This is a genomic window from Bradyrhizobium sp. FW305-F6 (assembly GCF_058782905.1).
The window spans coordinates 260,874-284,383 of sequence record NZ_JBYSYD010000005.1 but is presented as its reverse complement, the minus strand read 5'-3'; the positions used below and the strand labels follow the sequence as shown (position 1 = coordinate 284,383).

General features: G+C 65.6%; 20 protein-coding genes. 11 read left to right on the top strand and 9 right to left on the bottom strand.

Annotated elements, in window-relative coordinates; all coding sequences use genetic code 11:
* Window positions 1-24 precede the first annotated feature (24 nt).
* Window positions 25-189, top strand: coding sequence for a hypothetical protein (locus AC3WLX_RS29415; RefSeq protein ID WP_291623446.1), 165 nt, complete (start codon window positions 25-27; stop codon window positions 187-189).
* Window positions 190-198: 9 nt separating this feature from the next.
* Here AC3WLX_RS29415 and AC3WLX_RS29410 read toward each other — a convergent pair whose 3' ends face one another.
* A complete protein-coding gene (locus tag AC3WLX_RS29410) occupies window positions 199-846 on the bottom strand; it encodes a glutathione S-transferase family protein (protein WP_492338616.1) in 648 nt (215 codons plus the stop codon).
* A 152-nt stretch (window positions 847-998) separates the two neighbouring features.
* On the opposite strand from AC3WLX_RS29410, the gene AC3WLX_RS29405 reads away from it, so the two are divergent.
* Window positions 999-1,547, top strand: a complete 549-nt coding sequence (locus AC3WLX_RS29405; RefSeq protein ID WP_492338615.1) for a TetR/AcrR family transcriptional regulator — start codon at window positions 999-1,001, stop codon at window positions 1,545-1,547.
* Between the two features lie 16 nt (window positions 1,548-1,563).
* Here the strand turns inward: AC3WLX_RS29405 and AC3WLX_RS29400 are convergent, their stop codons facing one another.
* A complete protein-coding gene (locus AC3WLX_RS29400) occupies window positions 1,564-2,769 on the bottom strand; it encodes a CaiB/BaiF CoA transferase family protein (protein ID WP_492338614.1) in 1,206 nt (401 codons plus the stop codon).
* 115 nt (window positions 2,770-2,884) lie between these two features.
* Window positions 2,885-5,896 (bottom strand): bifunctional proline dehydrogenase/L-glutamate gamma-semialdehyde dehydrogenase PutA, encoded by a 3,012-nt coding sequence (putA, locus tag AC3WLX_RS29395; protein WP_492338613.1) that lies wholly within the window; start codon window positions 5,894-5,896, stop codon window positions 2,885-2,887.
* A gap of 114 nt (window positions 5,897-6,010) precedes the next feature.
* Between putA and AC3WLX_RS29390 the strand changes: the two genes are divergently transcribed.
* On the top strand, window positions 6,011-6,472 hold the full coding sequence (locus AC3WLX_RS29390; protein WP_028182007.1) for an Lrp/AsnC ligand binding domain-containing protein: 462 nt from the start codon (window positions 6,011-6,013) through the stop codon (window positions 6,470-6,472).
* 173 nt (window positions 6,473-6,645) lie between these two features.
* Here AC3WLX_RS29390 and AC3WLX_RS29385 read toward each other — a convergent pair whose 3' ends face one another.
* Window positions 6,646-6,846, bottom strand: coding sequence for a cold-shock protein (locus AC3WLX_RS29385; RefSeq protein ID WP_008563500.1), 201 nt, complete (start codon window positions 6,844-6,846; stop codon window positions 6,646-6,648).
* Between the two features lie 221 nt (window positions 6,847-7,067).
* Complete coding sequence (locus AC3WLX_RS29380) at window positions 7,068-8,795, bottom strand: adenylate/guanylate cyclase domain-containing protein (RefSeq protein WP_492338612.1); 1,728 nt, start codon at window positions 8,793-8,795, stop codon at window positions 7,068-7,070.
* A gap of 301 nt (window positions 8,796-9,096) precedes the next feature.
* Between AC3WLX_RS29380 and AC3WLX_RS29375 the strand changes: the two genes are divergently transcribed.
* Window positions 9,097-10,614 carry a glycosyltransferase family 39 protein gene (locus tag AC3WLX_RS29375; protein ID WP_492338706.1) on the top strand — a complete coding sequence of 506 codons (1,518 nt, stop codon included), beginning with the start codon at window positions 9,097-9,099 and terminating at the stop codon, window positions 10,612-10,614.
* 19 nt (window positions 10,615-10,633) lie between these two features.
* Here the strand turns inward: AC3WLX_RS29375 and AC3WLX_RS29370 are convergent, their stop codons facing one another.
* Window positions 10,634-11,761 carry a threonine synthase gene (locus AC3WLX_RS29370; RefSeq protein ID WP_492338611.1) on the bottom strand — a complete coding sequence of 376 codons (1,128 nt, stop codon included), beginning with the start codon at window positions 11,759-11,761 and terminating at the stop codon, window positions 10,634-10,636.
* A gap of 327 nt (window positions 11,762-12,088) precedes the next feature.
* Here AC3WLX_RS29370 and AC3WLX_RS29365 point away from each other — a divergent pair, with 327 nt between their 5' ends.
* The 4 genes from AC3WLX_RS29365 (at window position 12,089) to AC3WLX_RS29350 (ending at window position 15,692) form a co-directional block, all read left to right on the top strand.
* Window positions 12,089-13,345, top strand: coding sequence for a GTP cyclohydrolase II (locus AC3WLX_RS29365; protein ID WP_492338610.1), 1,257 nt, complete (start codon window positions 12,089-12,091; stop codon window positions 13,343-13,345).
* A 5-nt stretch (window positions 13,346-13,350) separates the two neighbouring features.
* Entirely contained in the window at window positions 13,351-14,589 is a 1,239-nt protein-coding gene (locus AC3WLX_RS29360) for a URC4/urg3 family protein (RefSeq protein WP_492338609.1), read from the top strand.
* A gap of 162 nt (window positions 14,590-14,751) precedes the next feature.
* Window positions 14,752-15,381, top strand: a complete 630-nt coding sequence (upp, locus tag AC3WLX_RS29355; RefSeq protein ID WP_291619159.1) for a uracil phosphoribosyltransferase — start codon at window positions 14,752-14,754, stop codon at window positions 15,379-15,381.
* A gap of 98 nt (window positions 15,382-15,479) precedes the next feature.
* Window positions 15,480-15,692, top strand: coding sequence for a hypothetical protein (locus tag AC3WLX_RS29350; RefSeq protein WP_291619157.1), 213 nt, complete (start codon window positions 15,480-15,482; stop codon window positions 15,690-15,692).
* A gap of 18 nt (window positions 15,693-15,710) precedes the next feature.
* On the opposite strand, the gene AC3WLX_RS29345 is transcribed toward AC3WLX_RS29350, so the two are convergent.
* Both AC3WLX_RS29345 and AC3WLX_RS29340 read right to left on the bottom strand, forming a co-directional pair.
* Complete coding sequence (locus AC3WLX_RS29345; protein WP_492338608.1) at window positions 15,711-16,820, bottom strand: M48 family metallopeptidase; 1,110 nt, start codon at window positions 16,818-16,820, stop codon at window positions 15,711-15,713.
* A gap of 3 nt (window positions 16,821-16,823) precedes the next feature.
* Window positions 16,824-17,969: a DUF898 family protein gene (locus tag AC3WLX_RS29340; protein ID WP_492338705.1), complete on the bottom strand. Its 1,146-nt coding sequence runs from the start codon at window positions 17,967-17,969 to the stop codon at window positions 16,824-16,826.
* Window positions 17,970-18,352: 383 nt separating this feature from the next.
* On the opposite strand from AC3WLX_RS29340, the gene AC3WLX_RS29335 reads away from it, so the two are divergent.
* Both AC3WLX_RS29335 and AC3WLX_RS29330 read left to right on the top strand, forming a co-directional pair.
* Window positions 18,353-19,618 carry a cytochrome P450 gene (locus AC3WLX_RS29335; protein WP_492338607.1) on the top strand — a complete coding sequence of 422 codons (1,266 nt, stop codon included), beginning with the start codon at window positions 18,353-18,355 and terminating at the stop codon, window positions 19,616-19,618.
* Window positions 19,619-19,790: 172 nt separating this feature from the next.
* Window positions 19,791-21,065: a cytochrome P450 gene (locus AC3WLX_RS29330; protein ID WP_492338606.1), complete on the top strand. Its 1,275-nt coding sequence runs from the start codon at window positions 19,791-19,793 to the stop codon at window positions 21,063-21,065.
* Between the two features lie 222 nt (window positions 21,066-21,287).
* Here AC3WLX_RS29330 and AC3WLX_RS29325 read toward each other — a convergent pair whose 3' ends face one another.
* Window positions 21,288-22,208 carry a LysR family transcriptional regulator gene (locus tag AC3WLX_RS29325; protein ID WP_492338605.1) on the bottom strand — a complete coding sequence of 307 codons (921 nt, stop codon included), beginning with the start codon at window positions 22,206-22,208 and terminating at the stop codon, window positions 21,288-21,290.
* Between the two features lie 125 nt (window positions 22,209-22,333).
* Between AC3WLX_RS29325 and AC3WLX_RS29320 the strand changes: the two genes are divergently transcribed.
* Window positions 22,334-23,503 carry an acyl-CoA dehydrogenase family protein gene (locus AC3WLX_RS29320; protein WP_291619147.1) on the top strand — a complete coding sequence of 390 codons (1,170 nt, stop codon included), beginning with the start codon at window positions 22,334-22,336 and terminating at the stop codon, window positions 23,501-23,503.
* The last annotated feature ends 7 nt before the right edge of the window (window positions 23,504-23,510 follow it).

The window sequence follows — 23,510 nt, the reverse complement described above, 5'->3', positions numbered from 1 at the left end:
CCCACGAGCGATTTGGGGTGATTCATGACGAATACCGGCGAGGCCAATAAAGAGCGCAACCGCGAGATCGCGCGCAATGAGGAAGCCAAGCAGGTCGCCGGCAGCACCCGCGTCAGCATCTGGGCCATCGCGACGGCCGTGATTGTCGGCGGGCTCTTGTTCACGCTGGGCTGGCTGGCGCTGCGCTAGGCGGCGCTCTCACTTCGCGTAGTTCGTCATCCGCTGTCCCGGCAGCAGCTCATAGGCGGGCTTCCAGCCAGCCAGCGCGGCCATGCGGCCGAGCCAGGCATGAATGGCGGGATGGCTCGCCGCGAAATCGAAGCCGTGCTCGTCGCTCGGATAATGCAGATAGGCCATCATCGAGATGTCGGCGACGGTCGGCCTTGCTCCGATCGCGAAGGCGTTGTGTTGGAGGTGGCCGTCGAGAATGCCGAGGAAATCCTCGAGCCTGCGTCGGAAATACTTCAGCACCTGCGGATCGTTCTTCTCGGTGAAGGCGCGCATGAAGCGATACGTCGCCATGTACCCGGTGAGCTTGTGGTTGTCCCAGAACAGCCAGCGCAGCAGCTCGAACTTCTCGTCCTCCGTCTCGGCGCCGAAGCGGCCGTATTGCTCGGCCAGTTTCAGCAGCAGCGGCGCGGTCTGCGTCATCTTCACGCCGTCGATCTCGAGCACGGGAATCTCGCCCATCTCGTTCACGGCCTGGCGCCATTCCGCCGTGCGCGTGACGCCGCCGGCGAAATCGGTCCAGACCGGCTCGAACGTCTCGCCGCACAGCGTCAGCATCAGCGCCAGCTTGTAGCTGTTGCCTGACTCGGGGAAATAGTGGAGGCGGTAGCGGGGCATTGAACGCTCCTTGCCTTCGGGGAGGCGGACAGCGATATTACATATGATCCGCATAACGGAACATTTGTTCTGCCGTTGGTCAAGAGCTGGATGTTAGGCGCCGGATGAGCAGGGATTCAAAAACAGAGTCGGGCGAGCGCGAGCGGTCCCTGATGCAGGCGACGCTCCGCATCATCGGGCGACATGGACTGGACGGCGTGACTCACCGGGCGGTTGCGACCGAAGCCGGGGTTTCGCTCGGTGCGGTCACGCATCATTTCGGACCCCGTGACGCGCTGGTAGAGGCGGCGCTGCAGTTCGCCCTGGCGCGCGAGGTCGGTCGGCTGCGTGCGCTGGCCCTCAGCCTTCAGGACAAGGCATTCGAGGTCGAGGCCTGGATCGATGCGCTGGTCGACTTCTACGTCCGAGAGCTCGGCAGAGAAGCCGAGACGCATATCGCCTGCTATGAGGCCTTCCTGGCTGCCGCGAGGCAACCCCGCTATCGGCCCGTGGTCGCCGAGTGGTTTGACACGTGGCGACAGAGTGCGGAGCTTGCGCTGAAAGCCGCGAAGTCACCAAGCCCACGCCGCCACGCCGAGTTGTTCGTCTCGGCGTTGATCGGCTTGCTGTTTCGTCAACTCGCCGCGCCCAGAGCCGGCTTCCGCCGTGAGGCGAAGGCGGAGCTGTTGGAGTTGGTGGGCGGCTTGATCGCGCGGAAGTAACGCCGCCGCGCCGGCATCACCCCACCGCCCCCTTCGACCGCAACTGCTTGATCGCCGCTTCATCGTATCCCGCGCCGCGTAAAATCTCGTCACTGTGCTCGCCCACGGCCGGCGGCTTGCGCGGCTGTACCTTCTTGGCGCCGTCGATCCAGATCGGGCTGTTGATGGTGAGCATGGTGTCGTTCTCGAACGGCACCAGCACCTCGTTGTCGATCATCTGCTTGTCGTTCGGGATGTCGTCCAGGATGGCGACGACGCCGAACACGAGGCCGTTGCCGTCGAGGATTTTTCGCCATTCGGCGAGATCCTTCGTGGCGAAGGTTTCGTCCAGGATCTTGATCAACTCGACCGAGCGGGCGTGACGGTCGGCCTTGGTGACGAAGCGGGGGTCGTTGATCAGGTCCTCGCGGCCCAGGCATTTGGCCAGCGTCGGAAACTGCTTCTCCTCGTTCAGCAGCGACAGGATAAGCCAGCGGCCGTCCTTGCACTGATAGTGATTGGCAACTGCGTTCAGCGCGCGCTCGCGCGGGCGCCGCTCGCCGAATTTGGCGCCGCACAGCTTGGCTTGAGCCAGCACGCTCGCGGCCCACACCCCGTTCGCCATCAGGTTGGAGGCAACGTGCGAGCCCTTGCCCGTCTTCTCGCGCTGATACAGCGCGGTGACGATGGCGCCGTAGAACGCCATGGCGCAGGGATGGTCGCCCATGCCGGCGACCGAGCGGGCCGGTGTGGTATCGGTGTCGGCGCGGACGAGGTCCATCAGGCCGGAGCGCGCCCAATAGGCGTTGCTGTCGAAGCCGGGCTTGTTGGCTTCCTCGCCCTTCTCGCCGTAGCCGGTGAAGGAGGCGTAGATCAGCCGGTCGTTGAGATGGGCGAGGTGGTCATAGGTGATGCCGAGCTTGGCGCGCACCGGCGGCGGCATATTGGTGATGAAGACGTCGGCCTCCGCCACCAGCTTGTACAGCACCGCCTGCGCCTCGGGCTTGGCGAGGTCGAGCGCGATGCTCTTCTTGTTGCGCGCCTCGAGCAGCCAGGCGAAATTGTGCTCGCCGGTCGGGTATCCCGGCAAATTGGGCAGGTTGCGGTAGGGATCCCCAGTGCCGGGCGGCTCGATCTTGATCACGTCTGCGCCGAAATCCGACAGCACGGTCGCCGCCGCCGGTGCTGCGATGAAGCTGGCGCAGTCCAGAACCTTCAGCCCCGCAAAAATGCCCTTGTCCATCGCAGCGTCGCTCCCTCGCTTCAGTCGTTTCCCGCGCGCTGGAATTGGCGCGGGCCGGTCATGGAAGCATTAGATCGATGTTTTGCCGGGATGCAACGGCGCCTGACGCAGGGCCTCACTCCTCCCCCGCAAGCAACGCGGCATTGCCGCCGGCAGCCGCGGTGTTGATCGTCACCGTCTGCTCGGTGGCGAAGCGCGCGAGATAGTGCGGGCCGCCGGCCTTGGGGCCGGTTCCGGACAGGCCGCTGCCGCCGAACGGCTGCACGCCGACCACGGCGCCGATCATGTTGCGGTTGACGTAGATGTTGCCGACCTGGACGCGGTCGATGATGGCCTCGATGGTGTCGTCGATGCGGGAATGGATGCCGAGGGTGAGCCCGTAGCCGCTGCGCGCGATCGATTCCAGCACATGCGCAAGGTTCTCGGCGCGATAGCGCACGACATGAAGGATCGGGCCAAAGACCTCCTCGGTGAGCTGGCCCGCGTCCTTCAGCTCGAAGATGTGGGGTGCGACGAAGCAGCCGTCCGGCGCCTGGCCTGCAAAGTGCAGCCGCGCCTCGCGCTTCATCAGCGCGACGTGCGCATCGAGGCGCTGCTTAGCCTCCTCGTCGATCACCGGTCCAACATGGGTTGCGACGTCAGAGGGATCGCCGATCCTGAGTTCACGCGCCGCGCCCGCGATCATCTCGATCATGCGGTCGGCGACGTCCTCCTGCACGAACAACAGCCGCAATGCGGAGCAGCGCTGGCCGGCGGATCGGAACGCGGAGGTCACGACATCGTCGGCGACTTGCTCGGGCAGCGCGGTCGCATCGGCGATCATCGCGTTGATGCCGCCGGTCTCGGCAATAAGCGGCACGATCGGACCGTCCTTGGCGGCGAGCGTGCGGTTGATCAAGCGCGCCACCTCGGTCGAGCCGGTGAAGACCACGCCGGCAACATCGGGATGCGCGGTCAGCACCGCACCGATCCTGCCGTCGCCGGGCACGAGATGCAGCGCGCTTGTGGGGATGCCGGCCTCGTGCAGCAGCGCGACGGCCGCGCGCGCGATGCGCGGCGTCTGCTCGGCCGGCTTAGCGACCACGCTGTTGCCGGCCATCAGCGCCGCCGCGACCTGACCCAGGAAGATCGCGAGCGGAAAATTCCACGGCGAGATCGCGACGAACACGCCTCGGCCGCGCAGGGCGAGGGCATTGCTCTCGCCGGTCGGCCCCGGCATCGCGACCTCGACACCGAACAGCTTGCGGCCCTGCGCGGCGTAGTAGCGGCAGAAGTCCGTGGCCTCGCGCAGTTCCGAGAGCGCATCGTCGAGCGTCTTGCCGCCCTCGGCTTGCAGCAGCGCGATGAAATGCGCGCTGCGACTCTCCAGCAGATGCGCGGCCTGCTCCAGCGCCGCCGCGCGCGTGCCTGCAGGCGTTCGGCTCCAGGCCGCAAAGCCGGCGCGCGCAGCCGTCACAGCCGCGTTGGCCTGATCCGGTGTTCTATCTGTGACAGGCTCGAGATCGGCCGCCTCGGCCTTTACGTCCGTCAGGAGCTGGTCGAGTGCGGCGCGCTCACCGAACTCGACGCCGCGCGAGTTGCCTCGCTCCGGGGCGAACAGATCTGCCGGCAACGGAATCTTGGCATGAGCTGCCTGTGGCGGCCGGCCAATGGCATCCGCCGGGCGCTTCAGCAGCGCTGAAACCGGTACGCGATAATCGGCCGCCTGCGCCACGAAGGAGGAGTTGGCGCCGTTCTCGAGCAGCCGCCGCACCAGATAGGCGAGCAGGTCGCGGTGGCTGCCCACCGGCGCATAGGTGCGGTAGGCAATGTCCGGGTGATCCTTGGCGAGCTGCTCGTACAGCGCCTCGCCCATGCCATGCAGGCGCTGGAACTCGAAGCCGCCGTCATCAGCTGCGAGCTCCAGCACGGTCGCGACCGTCAGCGCGTTGTGGGTGGCGAATTGCGGGAAGACGCGCGGCCGCAGGGCGAGAAGCTTCGTCGCGCAGGCGATGTAGTTCAGATCCGTCATCGCCTTGCGCGTGAACACGGGATAGCCGTCGAGCCCCCGCTCCTGCGCGCGCTTGATCTCGGTGTCCCAATAGGCGCCCTTGACGAGGCGCACCATCAGCTTGCGGTCATGCGCGCGGGCGAGTTCATCGACATAGTCGATCACCGCGCCAGCGCGCTTCTGATAGGCCTGGATCGCGAGGCCAAATCCGTCCCAGCCGGCAAGCGAGGGATCGGCGAGCGTCGCAGCGATCACGTCGAGCGACAGCTCCAGCCGGTCGGCCTCCTCGGCGTCGACGGTGAAGTTGAGGTCATACGTCTTGGCCCGCTGTGCGAGGTCCAGCAGCAGCGGCACCAGTTCGCGCATGACGCGGCCGCGGCTGATCGCCTCGAAGCGCGGATGCAGCGCCGAGAGCTTGACCGAGATGCCGGGCCGGTCGGGCAGGGGATGGCGGCCTGCCGCCTTGCCGATCGTATCAATGGCACTGGCATAGGCATCGAAATAGCGTTTTGCATCCCCCGCGGTGCGCGCACCTTCGCCGAGCATGTCGAAGGAATAGCGCGGCTTCTGGCCGGAGCGCGGCTTACCCCGCTCCAGCGCCTGCTCAATGGTCTCCCCAAGCACGAAATGATTGCCCATTAGCCGCATCGCCTGGCGCGTGGCGGTGCGCACCGCCGGTGCGCCGAGCCGTTTGACCAGCCTGCCGATGGTGCCGTCGGGCGTCTCGCCGGGCTGGATCACCCGGGCCGACAGGCCGAGCGCCCAAGCCGAGGCGTTCACCAGGAACGCCGTGGACTTGGTCTCATGATGGATGAAATCGCCCTCGCCGAGCTTGTCCTCGATGAACTGGTCGGCGGTGCGCGCGTCGGGCACGCGCAGCAGCGCCTCGGCCAGCACCATCAGCGCCAGCCCCTCCTTGGTCGAGAGCGCGAACTCCCGCAGCATGTCCTCGACCCCGCCAAGACTACCTGCAAGCCGGTCGTCGCGCTTGCGGATCGCCTCGATCAGCCGCGTCGCGGTGCGGTCGATCCGCGCCTCCTGCGGCGGGGCGAGATGCGAGGCTGGCAACAGGCGCGCGGCGATCTCGCCGTCGTCGGGTGCGTAGGGGGCGGAAAAGGGTGGCGGGGTGCTCGGCATGGCATGTCCTGTGGTTGAAATCCAGGATAAGGCCCGCGTGACCGTAGTTCGATAGACAATTTAGCCTTTTTGCCTTAGAAAATGAAGTATCTTGGGCATTCGGTTAGATAAGATATGGAACTGGATCGAATAGACCGGAGAATCCTCTCTATCCTCCAGGAGGATGGCCGCATCGCCAATGTCGAGCTCGCCGAGCGCATCGGGTTGTCGCCGACCTCGATCGGCGAGCGGCTGAAGCGCCTGCAGCGCGAGGGGTTCGTCGAAGGCTATGGCGCGCGGCTCAACCCCCACCGGCTTGGCCTTGGCCTGCTGGTGTTCGTCGAGGTGCTGCTCGACAAGACCACGCCCGACAATTTCGAGCGCTTTGCCCGCGCGGTGAAGCTCGCCCCCGAAGTGCTGGAGTGTCACATGGTTGCCGGCGGCTTCGACTATCTTGTGAAGGCGCGGCTTGCGGACATGGCCGCGTATCGACGCTTTCTCGGCGAGACCCTGCTGTCGATGCCGGGCGTGCGCGAGACGCGGACCTATGCGGTGATGGAGGAGATCAAGCGCGACGCACCGTTGCCGGTGGGCTGACGACGTGCCGTCGCGATTGTCATTGCCGTGGCGTTGAATGAGCGGTCTTCAAAGGGAAAATAGCTATCCTCGTGCAATCGCAACGCCTGTCGTCGAGTGCACTGGCCATCTTCTGAAATTTTCTTGGCCCCGCTCCCGGACAGGTCCGGGAGGCAGCAAAGGCTGGCGCGGGCTTATACTTTGAGGTTCTCTGCGGAGGTCTTGCCCCGGTTTGCGATCTCTTCGTATTCCACCGTCTGTCCTTCGTTCAGCGTCGACAGACCGGCCTTCTGCACTGCCGAGATATGCACGAACACATCCTTGCCCCCCGACGCAGGCTGGATAAATCCATAACCCTTCGTCGGGTTGAACCACTTGACCGTACCTTTAGCCATCACGACTTCTCCGCGGGTCTTCCTCCGAAATCTCCGAGCCGCCAGTCCCCGCCAACCGGCCGGTTCGGTCCTAACAGGATACGCGGAATGTGGCGGGCTTGGTAGCGCAAACCACATCGGCATTTCGCCGAATTCCGCTCAACTTCGCGGCGTTCTTGCCGGTTTTGCCCGTTTCGCGGTCAGTTGACCCGCGCGCGTCGGGCCGGGTTCCTGCGTGACACCTATGCCGCAACGCGCTCGCTGCTCTCGACCAGCGCCGCCAGCTCCCGCGCGTCCGCCACCACGCGCACGGCAAGCGGCTCGTCGCGGCCGCGGATGGCGACCTCCTGATGCGGCAGGGCATCGTCGGCAAGGCCGGCGGTGTGGTGCACTTCCTCCGAGACGACGGCTTCGCAGGCCAGCGTCTTCGTCATGTCCTGGAGGCGGGCGGCGACGTTGACGGCATCGCCGAGCGCGGTGAAGACGACGTGATCGCGATAGCCGATGTCGCCGATGATGACTTCGCCGCCGTGAATGCCGATGCCGAAGCGGATCGGCTGCCGCAGATCGTGGCTCAGGAGTTCGTTGAGCTGGTCGATATGGGCCGCGATTCCCGAGGCGGCCTTCAGCGCCTGCCGGCAGGCTGTTTGCGGATCCGCAGACAACCCGAACAGCGCCAGCATGCCGTCGCCGACGAACTGGTTCGGCTGGCCGTCGTTCTCGATCACCGCCTGCGACACCGCGCCGAGGAAGCGGTTGACGATGAAAACCGTGTCGAACGGCAGCCGCTTTTCCGCCAGCTGGGTCGAACCGCGCATGTCCACGAACAGGCTGACGAGATAGCGCTCCTGGCCGATCGCGGCCGATGTCGAGGCTCCGTCCGCCGCATGCATGTGAGGCGTGAAGAGCTGGAAGAAGGAGAGGTCGGAGGTCGGCCGCAGTTGGCAGGCCAGCCGGATCGACGGATCGGCAGTGCCGACGCGGGTGAGAACGAAGGCTTCACGCTGTGACGGCGTCGGCAGCGCGTCATGATCGCCGATGACGCGGATGCGGCAGGTCGAGCAGCGGGCGCGGCCGCCGCAGACGCTGGCATGCGGCACATTGTGGCGCAGGCTTGCTTCCAGCACGGAGAGGCCCTTGGGGACCCGCACCGTCTTGCCGTTGCCGTAGGACAGCGCGATCATGCCGCCACGCCGTTCGCGCCAGGCCCGGACGCCGCGCGCCGCCAGCACCAGCCCCAGCAGTCCGAAATATCCCATGGTGAGACCACCGGCGATACGGTCGAGCGTATTGTTTTCCGCGACCGTGCCGACCTGGCGGCGGCCGAGATTTTGCGTACGCCAATCCCGATCGTCGCTCTCGATCTCGATGCTGCGGCCGCCCTGGTAGATGCCGAGCAGGGACAATGTCGGAACGAGGACTGCGGCCGCCAACAGATAAGGGGCTGCGCGCGGGAAGAACGGCTTGAGGCGGAGCCAGAAATAAATCCCGATGCAGCCGTGCACCCAGGCGATGAGGAGCAGGATCGTCATCTGCCACAGCACGCCGGGCGCTACGACGAAGAACAAGTAAAGCTCCTGCGGATAGAGCTTCTCGTGTCCGTACAGCGTGTAGCCGAGCCTCACCCCGATCACGTGTCCCATGACCAGAGCGGGGATGCTCAACCCCAGCACCAGCTGAAGCGGCTCGATCGCCCGCCAGCGGAACTGGCGGCGCTGATACAGCGCATAGATGCCGAGGCTCATATGGGTCAGCGCAGCCGCGTAGAACACGATCGAGACCGGCAGGAACTGCCAGAACAGGGTGTGGTAGATGACCCCCGCCTCCATGGCCTCGACCGAGATGTTGCCGAGCGCATGGTTGAGGAAATGGCTGACCACGTATGCGAACAGGATGATACCGCAGATGAGTCGCACCTGCCGCATGCCGGTGGCGCGGACGACGGACATCTGGATCGGAGCGGCGGCCATGATTCGATTGTATCAGTTCATGAAAGAGAACGGCCAGCCCAGCGTTCGATTCCCGATGTGGACAGGTTGCGGAGGTACCTGCCCGGGAAGGCGCCTGACACTCCGCTATCGTCCCGGACAAGGGCGCCCCTAGGCGCGCGCCGATCCGGGACGACAGCGCTGTTGCGTCACGATCCCCACATTGACTCCCCCTCCCAGTTTGGGGAAAAGCGCCGGCGTGACGATCGCTGCCGACATCTCTGCGAAGCCCGACGGCGCCGAACGCCGGCTCCTCCTTGTTGCGGTGCTCGTCGTCGCCGCGATGACGTTGCTGCGCATCGTCTACGCCTCCGCGATCGATCTGCGCACGGATGAGGCCTATTACTGGACGTGGTCGCAGGAAGCGGCGCTCAGCTACCTCGATCATCCGCCGGGCATCGCCTGGCTGATCCGTATCGGTACCGCGATCTTCGGCGATACCGCGCTCGGGGTCCGCTTCGGTGGCATCGTCGCGATGCTGGTGACGCAGCTGCTGCTCGCCGACATCGTCCGTCGCCTTACGCATGATGCGCGCGCGGTCGTGCTCGCGGTGCTGATGCCGGAGGCCGCGCTCTATTACGGCTTGCTGATGGCCAAGGTCGCGCCCGATGTCGCGATGATCCCCTTCGCAACGGCCATGGTGTGGTCGCTGGTGCGGCTCGCGCAAGGCGGCGACGGCCGCTGGTGGCTCGCGGCCGGCTTGTTCGCAGGCCTCGCGATGCTGTCGAAATTTACCGCGATCATGTTCGCGCCGGCAGTTGCCGCCTTCCTGCTGGTGCCGGATTGGCGCTGGCGTTGGCTGCGCAGTCCTTACCCCTATCTCGCGGTGCTGGTCGCGACCCTGGTGTTTTCGCCCGTGCTGATCTGGAACGCGCAGCATGACTGGGCCTCGTTCCGATTCCAGGGCGTGCGCGCCACTGCCAATTACGGCATCTCGCTGCGCACGATCGGCGATTACATCGGCCTGCAATTCGGCCTGGTCGGGTTCGTCATGCTGCCGGTGGTGTTGTCGGGATTGGTGATGACGGCGTGGCGCGGCTATCGCAGGCGCGAGCCGGTCGCGATCCTGCTGTCGACTGCGGTACTGGTGCCGTTCCTCTATTTCTTCTTCAAGTCGCTGACACTGCGGGTCGGCGACACCTGGCCGATGTTCATGTGGCCAGTCGGTTTCGCGGCTACTGCCGTGAACCTCGCCATCATGACGAAGGAGGGATGGTCGGCCCGGATGCTCAGATCGTCGCTGTTCTGGGCCAAGACGGCGATCGTCTCGGGCATCGCCTTCGTCGTGATCGTGTTTCTCTATTACGTCGCCGCGCCCTGGAATTTCCTTGGCAAGATCGATCCGATCGGCGCGGAGGCCGGCTATGACCAGGTCGCCGCGCGCGCGCAGGCGGCGCTCGACGAAACGGGTGCGACCTGGATCGCCACCACCGACTACCGTACCTACGCCATGATGCGCTGGCTATTCCGCGGCCGCGTGCCCGTGATCGAGATCAACGAACGCGGCCGCTTCCAGGATTTCGCCGATCCCGGCATGGACAGGATCAGGGGTCACGCCGGCATCTATGTCGGCCGCGAGCCGGATGATCGTTCACCATTGTGGGAGCATATCCCGGCGACGCGCGAGCGGCTCGGCCAAGCCGAGCGCCGCTGGCGCGGCCTCGTGATGGACACCTACGCGATTGAAAAGCTCACCGGCTGGACGCCGGAATTGTCACCGCCAAAGGACTCGCCGTTGTTCCAGTGGAAGGTGCTGGCGGGCGCTTACCCTCCTCTGGAGGGGCCCTCCAGGGAAGGGTAGGCACGGCGCCCGCTCCGACCTATTGCACCAGATCAGCCACCGTCGTCGCCGCCTTCAAGCCGGTGCCGGTGACGACCGCGACCGTGGTCTCGTTCGGCTTGATCGATCCTGCCGCCGCGAGCTTGTCCAGCGCCGCCGCTGCGCTGGCCGAGGTCGGCTCGGCAAACAGGCCCTGATGCGCGAGGCGGCGCAAGGCGGTGACGATCTCCTGCTCCGTGAGCGCGATGGTGCCGCCGCCGCTTTCCCGCAAGGCACCGATGATCTCGCGCAGGCGCAAAGGGTTCTTGATCGCGGTGCCCTCGGCGATGGTCTTGCTCACCTCGCGCGCGACGGGCGTATCGACACCGGCCTGAAAACTCGCATCGATCGGCGAGCAGTTTTGCGGCTGCGCAGCGAACAGGCGCGGCAGCTTCGCTATCTGCCCGGCCTTCAACAGCTCGCGGAAGCCGAAGGCGCAGCCGAGCAGGCTGCTGCCGGCACCGACGGGAACGATGACGTTGTCGGGCGCGCGAAAACCAAGATCTTCCCAGATCTCGTAGGCCAGTGATTTGGTGCCCTCGAGAAAGAACGGCTGCCAATTGTGGCTGGCATAGAAGGTCTGGCTCGACTGGCGGATGGCCTCGGCTTCGGATTCCTCGCGCGGGCCTTCGACGAGCTGCACCGTGGCGCCGTAAGCGCGGACCTGCGCGATCTTGGCCGGCGAGGTCGAGGCGGGCGCAAGGATCTTCACGCCCATGCCGCCGGCCGCACCCAACCCCGCCATCGACGAGCCGCCATTGCCGGAAGAGTCCTCCAGAATGGCCGAGATACCGATCTGGCGCAGGTAGGACAGCATCACCGCAGAGCCGCGATCCTTGAAGCTGCCGGTCGGGTTGAACCATTCGAGCTTGAACAGCGGGCGCAGCTCGCCCCAGCCCTGCTGCACCAGCGGCGTGCAGCCTTCGCCGAGCGTGATCGGGTTCATGATCTCGACCGGCAGCGCCGCCCGGTAGCGCCACAGCGAGCGCGTGCGCGTGTCGACATCGTCGCGCGAGATTCCGGCCCCCGGCGTCACCAGCAGCGGCGTTCGCTCGTCCGAGCACCAGCGCGGCTGGTCGAGCGGGTAGAGCCGTCCGTTGCGGGGGTCGACATAGCTGGCGGCGCGCATGGCAGTCTCCGGGCAAGGGGCGGTGCTTACGGACCTCGCCGTCCGCACGGCCAAACCAATCGCCCCCTTGAAAGCACGAGAACCGACAATATTTCAATCTCTTGAACTGGCCGCGCAGGCCGAGATGGGCCGGTGTATGAGCGCACGCGCTCAAGACGCGCCGCCGCGACGACCGCAATGCGGCACCCAAGCGCCCCTCCACGATTAACTTGTCTGTCGTCGTCGGCCGCTACAATATGTTGGATTGAGTTTGCGCCGCCGGTTCGGCGACGCAAGCGAGCCAGGCCCGTCCGAGCGGCGGGCCGTTGGCTTTTTGGGAGCCTGGACATGAGCCGCGCGAACCGTACCGACCACATCCGCCTGACCTCCCATCCGGAGCCGGGCCGGACCTCCGCCTTCCCGATCCATTGGGGCGCGGCGGATGCCCGCGCCCGCGGGCCCATCATCGGCACGGTGTCGCGCACTGGTGATCGCAACGTGATCGGCAGCCACGGCGGGTCCTACGCAATGTACCGCGCGCTCGCAGTGTCCGCCGGCGCGCTCGATCCGATTCGCAGGCCCGACCTCACCAACACCTTTCCGGCCGCGACCATCGGCCCGTTCGAGCAATGGCGCGATCCCGCCAAGATCGTCGCGCTCGATCCCTGGGGGCACCTCGTCGCGGAAGACTTCCGCCAGGAGATCGCCGAGGGCGCCGACATCCGCCCGAGCATCGCGGTGACGCGGGCGCGGCTCGACCTGCCGGAGATCCGCGAAGCACTCGCCGCAAAGCGGTTGCGCGCCGACGGCGAGGTCGTGCACGCCAATGGCAGCGTGTCCGTGGTGAAGATCGCGATCGATCCGGTCTGGTACCTGCCGGGCCTTGCGGCGCGCTTCGGCACCGGCGAGACCGAGCTGCGGCGCACGCTGTTCGAGCAGACCGCGGGCATGTTTCCCGAGCTGGTGACGCGGCCGGACATGAAGGTGTTCCTGCCGCCGATCGGCGGTACCACGGTCTATCTGTTCGGCGACGTGACGAAACTGCCTGATCATCGCACCAGGATCACCTGCCGCGTGCATGACGAGTGCAACGGCTCCGACGTGTTCGGCTCCGATATCTGCACCTGCCGGCCCTATCTGATCCACGGCATCGAGGAATCCGCGCGCGGCGCACAGGAAGGTGGGCTCGGGCTCGTGGTCTACAACCGCAAGGAAGGCCGCGCGCTCGGCGAGGTCACCAAATTCCTGGTCTACAATGCGCGCAAGCGGCAGGAGGATGGCGATGCCGCCGCCGCCTATTTCGAGCGCACCGAATGCGTCGCCGGCGTCCAGGACGCGCGCTTCCAGCAATTGATGCCGGATACGATCCATTGGCTTGGCCTCAAGCGCATCGACCGCTTCCTGTCGATGAGCGACATGAAATACGACGCGCTGACCTCGCAAGGCATCGACATCGTCGAGCGCGTGCCGATCCCGCTGGAGCTGATTCCCGCCGATGCCCATGTCGAGATCGCCGCGAAGAAGGCAGCCGGCTATTACTCCACCGACATCGCGCCGGAAAAGGACGTGAACGGCGTGGTCGGGCGTTCGCTGGAAAAATATTGATCGCGATGGCGGACGCTTCGGAACGACAAGCCCGCTCGCTGCTCGCCGCAAGCGCGGTGCGCGCGCGGGCGGAGCAGATGCTCGAGATCGGCCTCGCCGGCGCACTCACTCATTTCACGGTTGATCTCGGCCGCATCGACGGCGTCGCGGAGGCCGTACTTGCGGTGACACGCAAGGCCTACCCGGCGCTCGATATCCCCTTCCACGCGCGGTGGCGGCATTTCGTGCTTGGCGGCGTCGACCGCTGGGCGCGGCTTGCCGACGCTGCATCCTGGCCGGACCGCGCGGCGCGGGCGCGCGCGGAGTTCGACCTCGCCATCGTCAGCGTGCTGCTCGATGCCGGTGCAGGTGCGGCGTGGCGATACCGCGATGCGGCGACGGGACAGGCCATCGGCCGCTCGGAAGGGCTTGCGATCGCGAGCCTCGACATGTTCGCGAACGGGCTCTTCTCGCGCGATACGCACATGCCATTCAGGGCCGACGCGGAAGTGCTCGCAAAGCTGCCGCCCGCTGCGCTGAGTACATCTTTTCAGGTGACCGACGCCAATCCGCTGCTCGGCCTCGACGGGCGCACCGATCTGCTGCAGCGTCTAGGCCGGCTGGTCGCTGCGCGGCCGGAGATCTTCGGCGCGAATGACACGCCGCGGCCCGGCGGCTTGTTCGATCACATCGCGGCGCAGGCGGATGGCGATGTCATCGCCGCGCCCGCAATCCTGTCGGCGGTGCTGGACCAGCTCGGACCGATCTGGCCCTCACGGCTCGAGCTCGCAGGGATTCCTCTCGGCGATTGCTGGCGTCATCCGGCGATCAAGGCCGACGATGCGACCGCGGGCCTCGTGCCGCTGCACAAGCTGTCGCAATGGCTGAGCTATTCGCTGATCGAGCCGCTGCAGCGCGCCGGCTTTGCCGTCACCGACATCGACGGCCTGACCGGGCTCGCCGAATACCGCAATGGCGGCCTGTTCGTCGATCACGACGTGCTGCGCCTGCGCGATGCTGCCGATGCCGAGCGCGCACATGCGGTGGATTCACTGCTCGTCGTGGAGTGGCGCGCGCTGACGGTGGCGCTGCTGGATCGTCTTGCCGAACTGGTTCGCGCCAAGCTCGGTCGCACGCCGGAGACCTTGCCGCTAGCGAGCATTTTGGAAGGCGGCAGTTGGGCAGCAGGCCGCGCCATTGCATTTTCGCGTCGTCCCGATGGCTCGCCGCCGCTCAAGGTGATCAGCGACGGCACGGTGTTCTGACCCTCGCCCCTTGTGGGAGAGGGTGGCTTCGCGACAGCGAAGCCGGGTGAGGGGTTCTCTCCGCGAGCCCATCTCTCAGTTCGAGTTCGCGGAGACAACCCCTCATCCGGCGCTTCGCGCCACCTTCTCCCACCAGGGGAGGAGGGAAGAAGAGAGCATCCCATGGAAGGCGTCACGATCGTCGATCATCCACTGGTGCAGCACAAGCTGACGCTGGTGCGGGACAAGTCCATCTCGACCAAATCCTTTCGCGAACTGACGAAGGAGATCGGCATGCTCCTGTGTTACGAGGTGACGCGCGATCTGCCGCTCACCGACACCGTCATCGAGACGCCGCTGGCGACGATGCACTCGGCCAAGCTCGCCGGCAAGAAACTGGTGTTCGTGCCGATGCTGCGCGCCGGCACCACCTTCGTCGAGGGCATGATGGACCTGGTGCCGACCGCACGCGTTGCCCATATCGGGATCTACCGCGAGCCGCAGAGCTTTGCCGCGGTGGAATACTTCTTCAAGTCGCCGTCCGATCTCGGCGAGCGGCTGGCGATCGTGGTGACGCCGGTGGTGGCCACGGCCAACACCGCCGTCGCCGCCATCGACCGGCTGAAGGAACGCGGGGCCAGGGACATCCGCCTCGCCTGCCTGATCGCCGCGCCGGAAGGGCTCGAACGGCTGCGCGGTTTCCACCCGGACGTGCCGATCTGGACCGCGGCGGTGGACGAGGGCCTCGACGAGAACGGCTTCATCCTGCCCGGTCTCGGCGATGCCGGCGACCGCGCCTACGGAACGAGGTAGCATTTCGCGGCACAGCGGCCGCTCGTTCGGCTCCCGCCTCAGGCTCTTGGAACAGCTTGCGGCGCGCGAGGTTCTCCTCATTGCAATGGAGAGCAACAATGACCAATCAGAATGACGACCGCAGGAGTGACAGTGCGCGCCGCAATAGCCCGGTGGGCTGGGCGGTCGGAGCCCTCTTCGTGATTGCGGTAGTCGCGACCGTCTTCCTCTACAATGGACGCGAGTTCGGTCCCCAGACCACGACCCAGGATGCGAACACGGCGCCGAACGTCACCACCGGGTCGAATCCGCCTCAAGCCCCGGCGAAGTGACACGCTGAGGGTGGGTGGTCACACCTTACCGCTGCGGCAGATCCCCTTCAGCGCCTGCCACTCCTTGTCGGTCAGCAGCGGCGGGCCGCTGACGGGACGATCTTCCCTCGTCATGCGGGCGAGGCGATCTTCGGTAAGCGGGTGACTGGCGAGGATATTGGTCAGACCGGAACCGCCCTCCTTGCCGGTGATGCGGAACATCAATTCGGCTGCGGGCTTGGGCGAGCGGCCGAGCTTGTGCATGATCTCGATCGCGAAGGTGTCGGCGTCCGTCTCCGCTTCGCGCGAATAGGAGGCTTCGACCAGGCTGCGCGAGGCGAAGATCACGGCCGAGGACCCGGTGACGTCGCCGAACAACAGGCCGATCAGGAACGAGGTGCCGCCGTTGTAGATCAGGCCGCGCATGTTGTCGTGATGCTTGAGATGGCCGAGCTCGTGGGCGAGGATGCCGGCGAGTTCGTCGGGATTCTCGGCCTTGTCGAGCAGGCCTTTCAGCACGAACACCTTGCCGCCGGGCAGCGCGAAGGCGTTCGGTATAGACGTCGGCAGCACGCCCGCCGTGGTGGTGTCGTCGAGGCCGGCCGCATCGCGCAGCCGGTTGACGAGCTTGATGAAGGCGGCCTTGCCTGCGGGATCTTCGCACACGCTGCGGCCGAAGAGGGTCTTCATCTGCACTTCGGCGGCATCGCCGATGCGCCGCTCGACCGGCTTCGGCACCAGCGGCGCGAGACGATCGGCGGCAAGCGGCACGCCGAACAGCACGACGCAGACGATGGAGACGGCCGCCGCCACCGACCAGCCGACGATCCTGGCGACACCGCCGCGCGTGGTCCGATGCTCGTCCAGGCGCATGCAATGGGCGGTCACGTCGGCGGCGAGAGCCGCGTCGCGGATTTCCAGCCGAGCCAAGGGCGGCGCGGACGTCGCAGCCAAACGCAGGATTCCGGGCGGACTGTCGGCGCGGCGAATGTCGGCATAGGGCCACCGAAGGGGCGTTCCGCCCTCTTCGTAAATCTCGAGCGCATCGCCGAGGGTCAGCGTCACCGGCCGCCTGCGGCTTGAGACGCCGTCGAAGAAGATCGTCGGCTTGACGGACTGCGTTGGAGCGTCGGTCGACAACTCACTCACGGCTCAAAATCCTGCAACATCCAGTCCGTCGGCAAAACCTTCGCCGAGCGCGCCGGCGAGCTGGCCGCTGCCGCGCACATCCGCCGCAGCCGCGATGTCGTGCACCTCGACGGTCTCCAGCACCTTGGCCCAGAGATCGCGCTGGAGATAGACGCGCATGACGATGTTGATGGCAAGGGCGACCGCGAAATACCCGATCACCATCATGACCACCATGGGGATGCTCTTGCCGGCATTGTCACCCGCGAACATCTCCTCCGCTGAAAGGCCGCTCAGCGTGAGCACGAGCATCGTAGCACCGACCATATAGGCACCGAAAGCGCCCGATAGCAGCGTCCACCAGCCGATCACTTTCCAGTACAGGCCGTAGAACGCATCGTGCGGCAATTGCGAGGACAGGCTGACGCCGCCGATGCGGATGCCGTCGAGCCACCAGCGCCATTGGCGCGCCTTGAACTCGGCATACAGGAACGGGGCGAGCGGGAAGATGACGATAGCAACCGGGCTGAGCAGCCACAGCCACCAGCCGCGCTTGAAGAAGGTCCAGCCGTCGCCGTCGAAATCGCCGCGCAGATCGCCGTAATGGGTGTGCTGCATCTTGTAGCGTTCCAGCGCCGCCTCGCGCCAGGGCAGCGCCAGGCCGAGCGTCAGTAGCACGAGCAGGCCCCACAGCACGGCGCGGAGGGAATAGGCCCAGCCCGAGCCGTCCATCCAGAAGCGGACGCCGCGCCAGACCGTGCGCGTCAGGCGGTAGCGCCGCGCGCGAAAGATCGCGAACTGGCCGAAGGCGTAGAAGGCGAGGAACAGCGGCGTCGAGGCAAAGCCCTGCCAGCGCTCGAACTCGATGCCGACCAGGAAATAGGCGAGATAGATCGGCACCAGGATCGCGAGCGCGAACAGGAAGCCGACCAGAAGCTCCTTGGCCCGGCCGGTATATTCGGCGGCATCGCCGTCGATCGCGGTGTGTGTCCACAGGTGACGGCGGATGTCGGTGACGAGCCAGAACCGGTAGAAGCCGAAGGTGACGAGCTCCAGCAAGGCGCCCTTGGTGACCAGCTTGCGAAACTCGGAACGGTTGCCGGAGAAGTCGACCCGCGTCGGCGGCAGGGGCGGGGGTAAAGGTTCGGAGCCAATGGGGGCCCACTGCATGTTGTTCACGGCAACCTCGGGATGCGAATTTGTTCCGGGCAAACTATAGATCAGAGGTTAGTCGGTCCCCAAGATGGGCGGGTTCGATTTAGCGCGATTCCGGTCCGCTTTTGGCATGATTTCGCGACAATCGATGTGCGGAGGATCACGCGGGAGGTTCATGGCCAGTCCTGTAGCCCGGGTGAGCGGGAGCGATACCCGGGAACGCGAGCAAACTCCCGGATGTCGCTTCGCTCATCCGGGCTGCTCATTTCCCTTTCGCAAGGGTTGGATGTGGCAAAACTCTCCCTTGCCCCGGCGCACACAACCGGCTGTAATTGCGCATCAAATACCGTAGCGCAGAATTCAACGACGCGCGGTTCACGTACAGGGAGAGAGTGGTCATGCATGGGACCATCGAAAACGCGTCCAAGCTCGACGCGCTACGCGCACGTGCCAATTCGTTGCCGCTCGAGCAGTTCGATCCGGGCGACCCTGAATTGTTCAGGACCGATACGTTCTGGCCTTATTTCGATCGCCTGCGCCGGGAAGACCCCGTGCACTATTGCAAGGACTCCATGTTCGGCCCGTATTGGTCGGTGACGCGCTACAACGACATCATGGAGATCGAGACCAACCACGCGGTGTTCTCCTCGGCCTCCGCACTCGGCGGCATCACCATCCGCGACATCGATCCGGACCTGCGCCGCGAGAGCTTCATCTCCATGGACCCGCCCCGCCACGCGGCCCAGCGCAAGACCGTGGCACCGATGTTCACGCCGACGCATCTCGACAATCTCGCGATCAACATCCGCGAGCGCTCCGCTGAGTGCCTGGACAACCTGCCGCGCGGCGAGGTGTTCGACTGGGTCGACCGCGTCTCGATCGAACTCACGACGCAGATGCTGGCGGTGCTGTTCGATTTTCCCTGGGAGGACCGCCGCAAGCTGACGCGCTGGTCCGACGTCGCCACCACCATTCCGGGCCCCGACGGCCTCGTCGCGACCGAGGACGAGCGGATGGCCGAGCTGACGGAATGCGCAGCTTACTTCTCCCGGCTCTGGAAGGAGCGCATGGCCCAGCCGCCGAAGAGCGACCTGTTGTCGATGATGGCGCACAGCGCCGCGACGCGCGACATGGACGCCAAGAACTTCCTCGGCAATCTCATCCTTTTGATCGTCGGCGGCAACGACACCACGCGCAACACCATGTCGGGCTCGCTTCTCGCGCTGAGCCAGCATCCGGAACAGTATCGCAAGCTGCGCGAGAACCCCGCTCTGCTCGACAGCTTCGTGCCGGAGGTGATCCGCTGGCAGACCCCGCTGGCGCATATGCGCCGCACCGCGCTGTCCGACTTCGAGTTCCGCGGCAAGCAGATCAGGAAGGGTGACAAGGTCGTGATGTGGTACGTCTCGGGCAACCGCGACGAGGAGGTGATCGAGAAGCCCTACGAGTTCATCATCGACCGCGCCCGCCCGCGCACGCATCTCTCCTTCGGCTTCGGCATTCATCGCTGCGTGGGCCTGCGGCTTGCCGAACTCCAGCTCAAGATTATTTGGGAAGAGATTCTTAGGCGTTTCGACCATATTGACGTGGTCGGCGAGCCCAGGCGGGTCTATTCCAGCTTCGTGAAGGGCCTGGAAGAGCTGCCGGTGAAGATTGCGGCGTGAGTTTGAGCTATAACGGCAGGGACGCTGCGTTCCCTCTCCCGCGTGCGGGAGAGGGGTGGGGAGAGGGTCTCTCCGCAACGGGACAGCCCCCGAGAGGATAAAACCCTCACCCGCGCTTCGCGCGACCTCTCCCGCAAGCGGGAGAGGTGAGACAACAACTGGAGCAACCACGATGAACATCCAAGCGCCGGTTAAAGTGGACAAGGCCGAACGCATGCGCAGGGCCCGCGAGGAGGCCTATGCAACGCCGTTGGCGCAATTCCACCCCGGCGCGCCACGGCTGTTCCAGGACGACACGCTGTGGCCCTGGTTCGAGCGGCTGCGCAAGGAAGAGCCGGTGCACTACTGCACCAACGCGCCGATCGAGCCTTATTGGTCGGTGGTGAAGTACAACGACATCATGCATGTCGACACCAATCACGGCATCTTCTCCTCGGACTCCAAGCTCGGCGGCATCTCGATCCGCGACGTGCCGGAGGGCTACGACTATCCGAGCTTCATCGCGATGGACCAGCCCCGGCATTCGGCGCAGCGCAAGACGGTCTCGCCGATGTTCACGCCCCAGCATCTGGACGAACTGGCCAAGCTGATCCGCCAGCGCTCGCAGACGGTGCTGGACAATCTGCCGCGCAACGAGACCTTCAATTTCGTCGAACGCGTCTCGATCGAGCTGACCACGCAAATGCTGGCGACGCTGTTCGACTTCCCCTGGGAGGAGCGACGCAAGCTGACGCGCTGGTCCGACGTCTCGACCGCGCTGCCCAAGAGCGGCATCGTCGCCTCGGCCGAAGAGCGCCGCCGCGAGATGGACGAGTGCTATGCCTACATGTCGAAGCTCTGGAACGAGCGCGTCAACTCCGCGCCGCGCAACGACCTGCTGTCGCTGATGGCGCACAACGAGGCCACCCGCCATATGGACCCCGACAATCTCATGGGCAACATCATCCTGCTCATCGTCGGCGGCAACGACACCACGCGCAACACCATGACCGGCTCGGTGCTGGCGCTGAACGAGAACCCCGAGCAGTACGACAAGCTTCGCGCCAATCCTGCCATGATCGACTCCATGGTGCCCGAGGTGATCCGCTGGCAGACGCCACTGGCGCATATGCGCCGCACCGCGCTCCAGGACACCGAGATCGGCGGCAAGCCGATCCGCAAGGGCGACCGCGTCGTGATGTGGTACGTCTCCGGCAACCGCGACGAGGAGATGTTCGACAGGCCCAACGAGTTCATCATCGACCGACCGCGCCCGCGGACCCACCTGTCCTTCGGCTTCGGCATCCACCGCTGCGTCGGCATGCGCCTCGCCGAGTTGCAGCTCAAGATCGTTTGGGAGGAGATGCTGAAACGCTTCGACCGTATCGAGGTGGTCGGCGAGCCCAAGCGGATCTATTCGAGCTTCATCAAGGGGTATGAGACGCTGCCGGTGCGGATAGCGGGCTGATTACGCTTCCCCGGCAACTGATCTCTACATCCTCACCCTGAGGAGCCTGCGGAGCAGGCGTCTCGAAGGGCGAGGCCACCGGCCGGGCCTTCATCCTTCGAGACGCACGCAAGAGCGCGCTCCTCAGGATGAGGGCAGGCATCCCAGCTATAAAATTCCGGCATGACAGCTCGCGCCAGATGCGAAGGCACGATGGCGCCCGGCTGTTCTACCACACGCCGTCTAACTCAATTTGATGTCCCACACGCCGTCCTTGCGGCAGGCGGCGACCTCCTCGCGCAGGAGGGCGGTGACGGCGAGCGAAGCCGTCGAGACCGGCCGGTCGATTGGAGAAGCGAAGATGAGCTCGCGCGTCATCGGCCTGGATACGGGCGTGGTCTCCAGCCGTCCGTCCGCGACCTCGCCGTGGACCGAGGACGGCGGCAGCAGCGCGAAGCCGAGGCCCTCCTCAACGAGGCTCGTCAGCACGCGGAAGGAATCCGCCTCGAGCTGGACGTCGAGCTTGATCTTACGTTGGGCGGCCGCGTGCTCGATCAGCGCGCGAAGGCCGTGCGAGTGAGAAGGCAGCACCAAGCGTTGCCGCAGCAGCCAGCCGATATCGACGCTCTTCTTGCGCGCCAGGCCGCAGCCGCGCGGGCCGACCGCGACGATGTTGTCGCGCCCGAGGCTCTGGACGTTGAGGTGCAAATCGGCGGAGCGGCCATAGAGGATGGCGAGGTCCATCTCGCCGCGATGCAGCCATTCGACCAGATGGCCGCTGTAGCTCTCGACGATGCGCAGCGAGATGCCGGGAAACGTCTCGACGCAACGCCGCGCAAAGCGCGCCGACAGCACGCAGCTCACGGTCGGAACCAGGCCGAGCACGACCTGCCCGGACGGCGGCCCCTTGGACGACTGGATGTCGTCGCGGATCTGGTCGATCTGCCGCACGATGCCGGCGGTGCGCGCCAGCAGCAGGCGCCCGGCCTCAGTCAGCACCATGCCGCGGCCGTTGCGCGTGAACAGCTCGGTGCGCAGCTCGTGCTCCAGCAGCTTGATCTGCCGGCTCAGCGCCGGCTGCGCCACGCGCAGCGTGTCGGAGGCCTTGGACAGGCTGCCGAGCTCCGCCACGCAACTGAAGGTCCTGAGCTGCCGGAAATCCATGCTTGCCAATCCTGGAAGGCTACTCCATACGCTATAACAAATGAGCATAGGGGGAGGGCGTTGTTTTCACAACGCCTGGGGATCGGCCGGCGTTATCTTAACTGCCGCTACCAACGGGAAACGCCATGAGTGAAGATCACCACACCGAAGATTACGCCGACATCCGCGACGCCGTCGCCAAGCTGTGCGCGCAGTTCCCCGGCGAATATTGGCGCAAACTCGATCGCGAGATGGCCTATCCCAAGGCGTTCGTGGATGCGCTGACCGAGGCCGGCTATCTCTCGGTGCTGATCCCCGAGGAATATGGCGGCGCGGGCCTGAAGCTCTCGGCCGCCGCGGCGATCCTGGAAGAGATCCAGCGCGCGGGCTGCAACGGCGGCGGCTGCCATGCCCAGATGTACACGATGGGCACGGTGCTCAGGCACGGCAATGCCGAGCAGAAGGCAAAGTACCTGCCGAAGATCGCGAGCGGCGAACTGCGCCTGCAGGCGTTCGGCGTCACCGAGCCGACCAGCGGCACCGACACCTCCTCGCTGAAGACCTTCGCGCGCAAGGACGGCAACGACAGCTACATCGTCAACGGCCAGAAGATCTGGACCAGCCGCGCCGAACATTCCGACCTGATGGTGCTGCTGGCGCGCACCACGCCGAAGGACCAGGTCAAGAAGCGCACCGACGGCCTGTCGGTCTTCATCGTCGACATGCGCGAGGCCAAGAACAACGGCCTCGAGATCCGGCCGATCCGCACCATGATGAACCACGCCACCACCGAAGTGTTCTTCACCGACATGAAGGTGCCGGCGGAGAACCTGATCGGCGAGGAAGGCAAGGGCTTCCGCTACATCCTGTCCGGCATGAATGCCGAGCGCATCCTGATCGCCGCCGAATGTGTCGGCGACGCCAAGTGGTTCATCGCCAAAGCGACGAACTATGCCAAGGAGCGCAGCGTGTTCGGCCGGCCGATCGGCCAGAATCAGGGCATCCAGTTCCCGATCGCCAAGGCCTATGCTTCGATGCGGGCGGCCGAGCTGATGGTGAAGGAAGCCACACGCAAATACGAGGCCGGGCTCGATTGCGGCGCCGAGGCCAACATGGCCAAGATGCTGGCGGCCGACGCGTCCTGGGAAGCGGCAAATGCCTGCATCCAGACCCATGGCGGCTTCGGCTTTGCCGAGGAGTACGACGTCGAGCGCAAGTTCCGCGAGACGCGGCTCTATCAGGTGGCGCCGATCTCGACCAACCTCGTGCTCTCCTTCGTTGCCGAGCACGTGCTCGGCATGCCGCGCTCGTACTGAGGTCGCG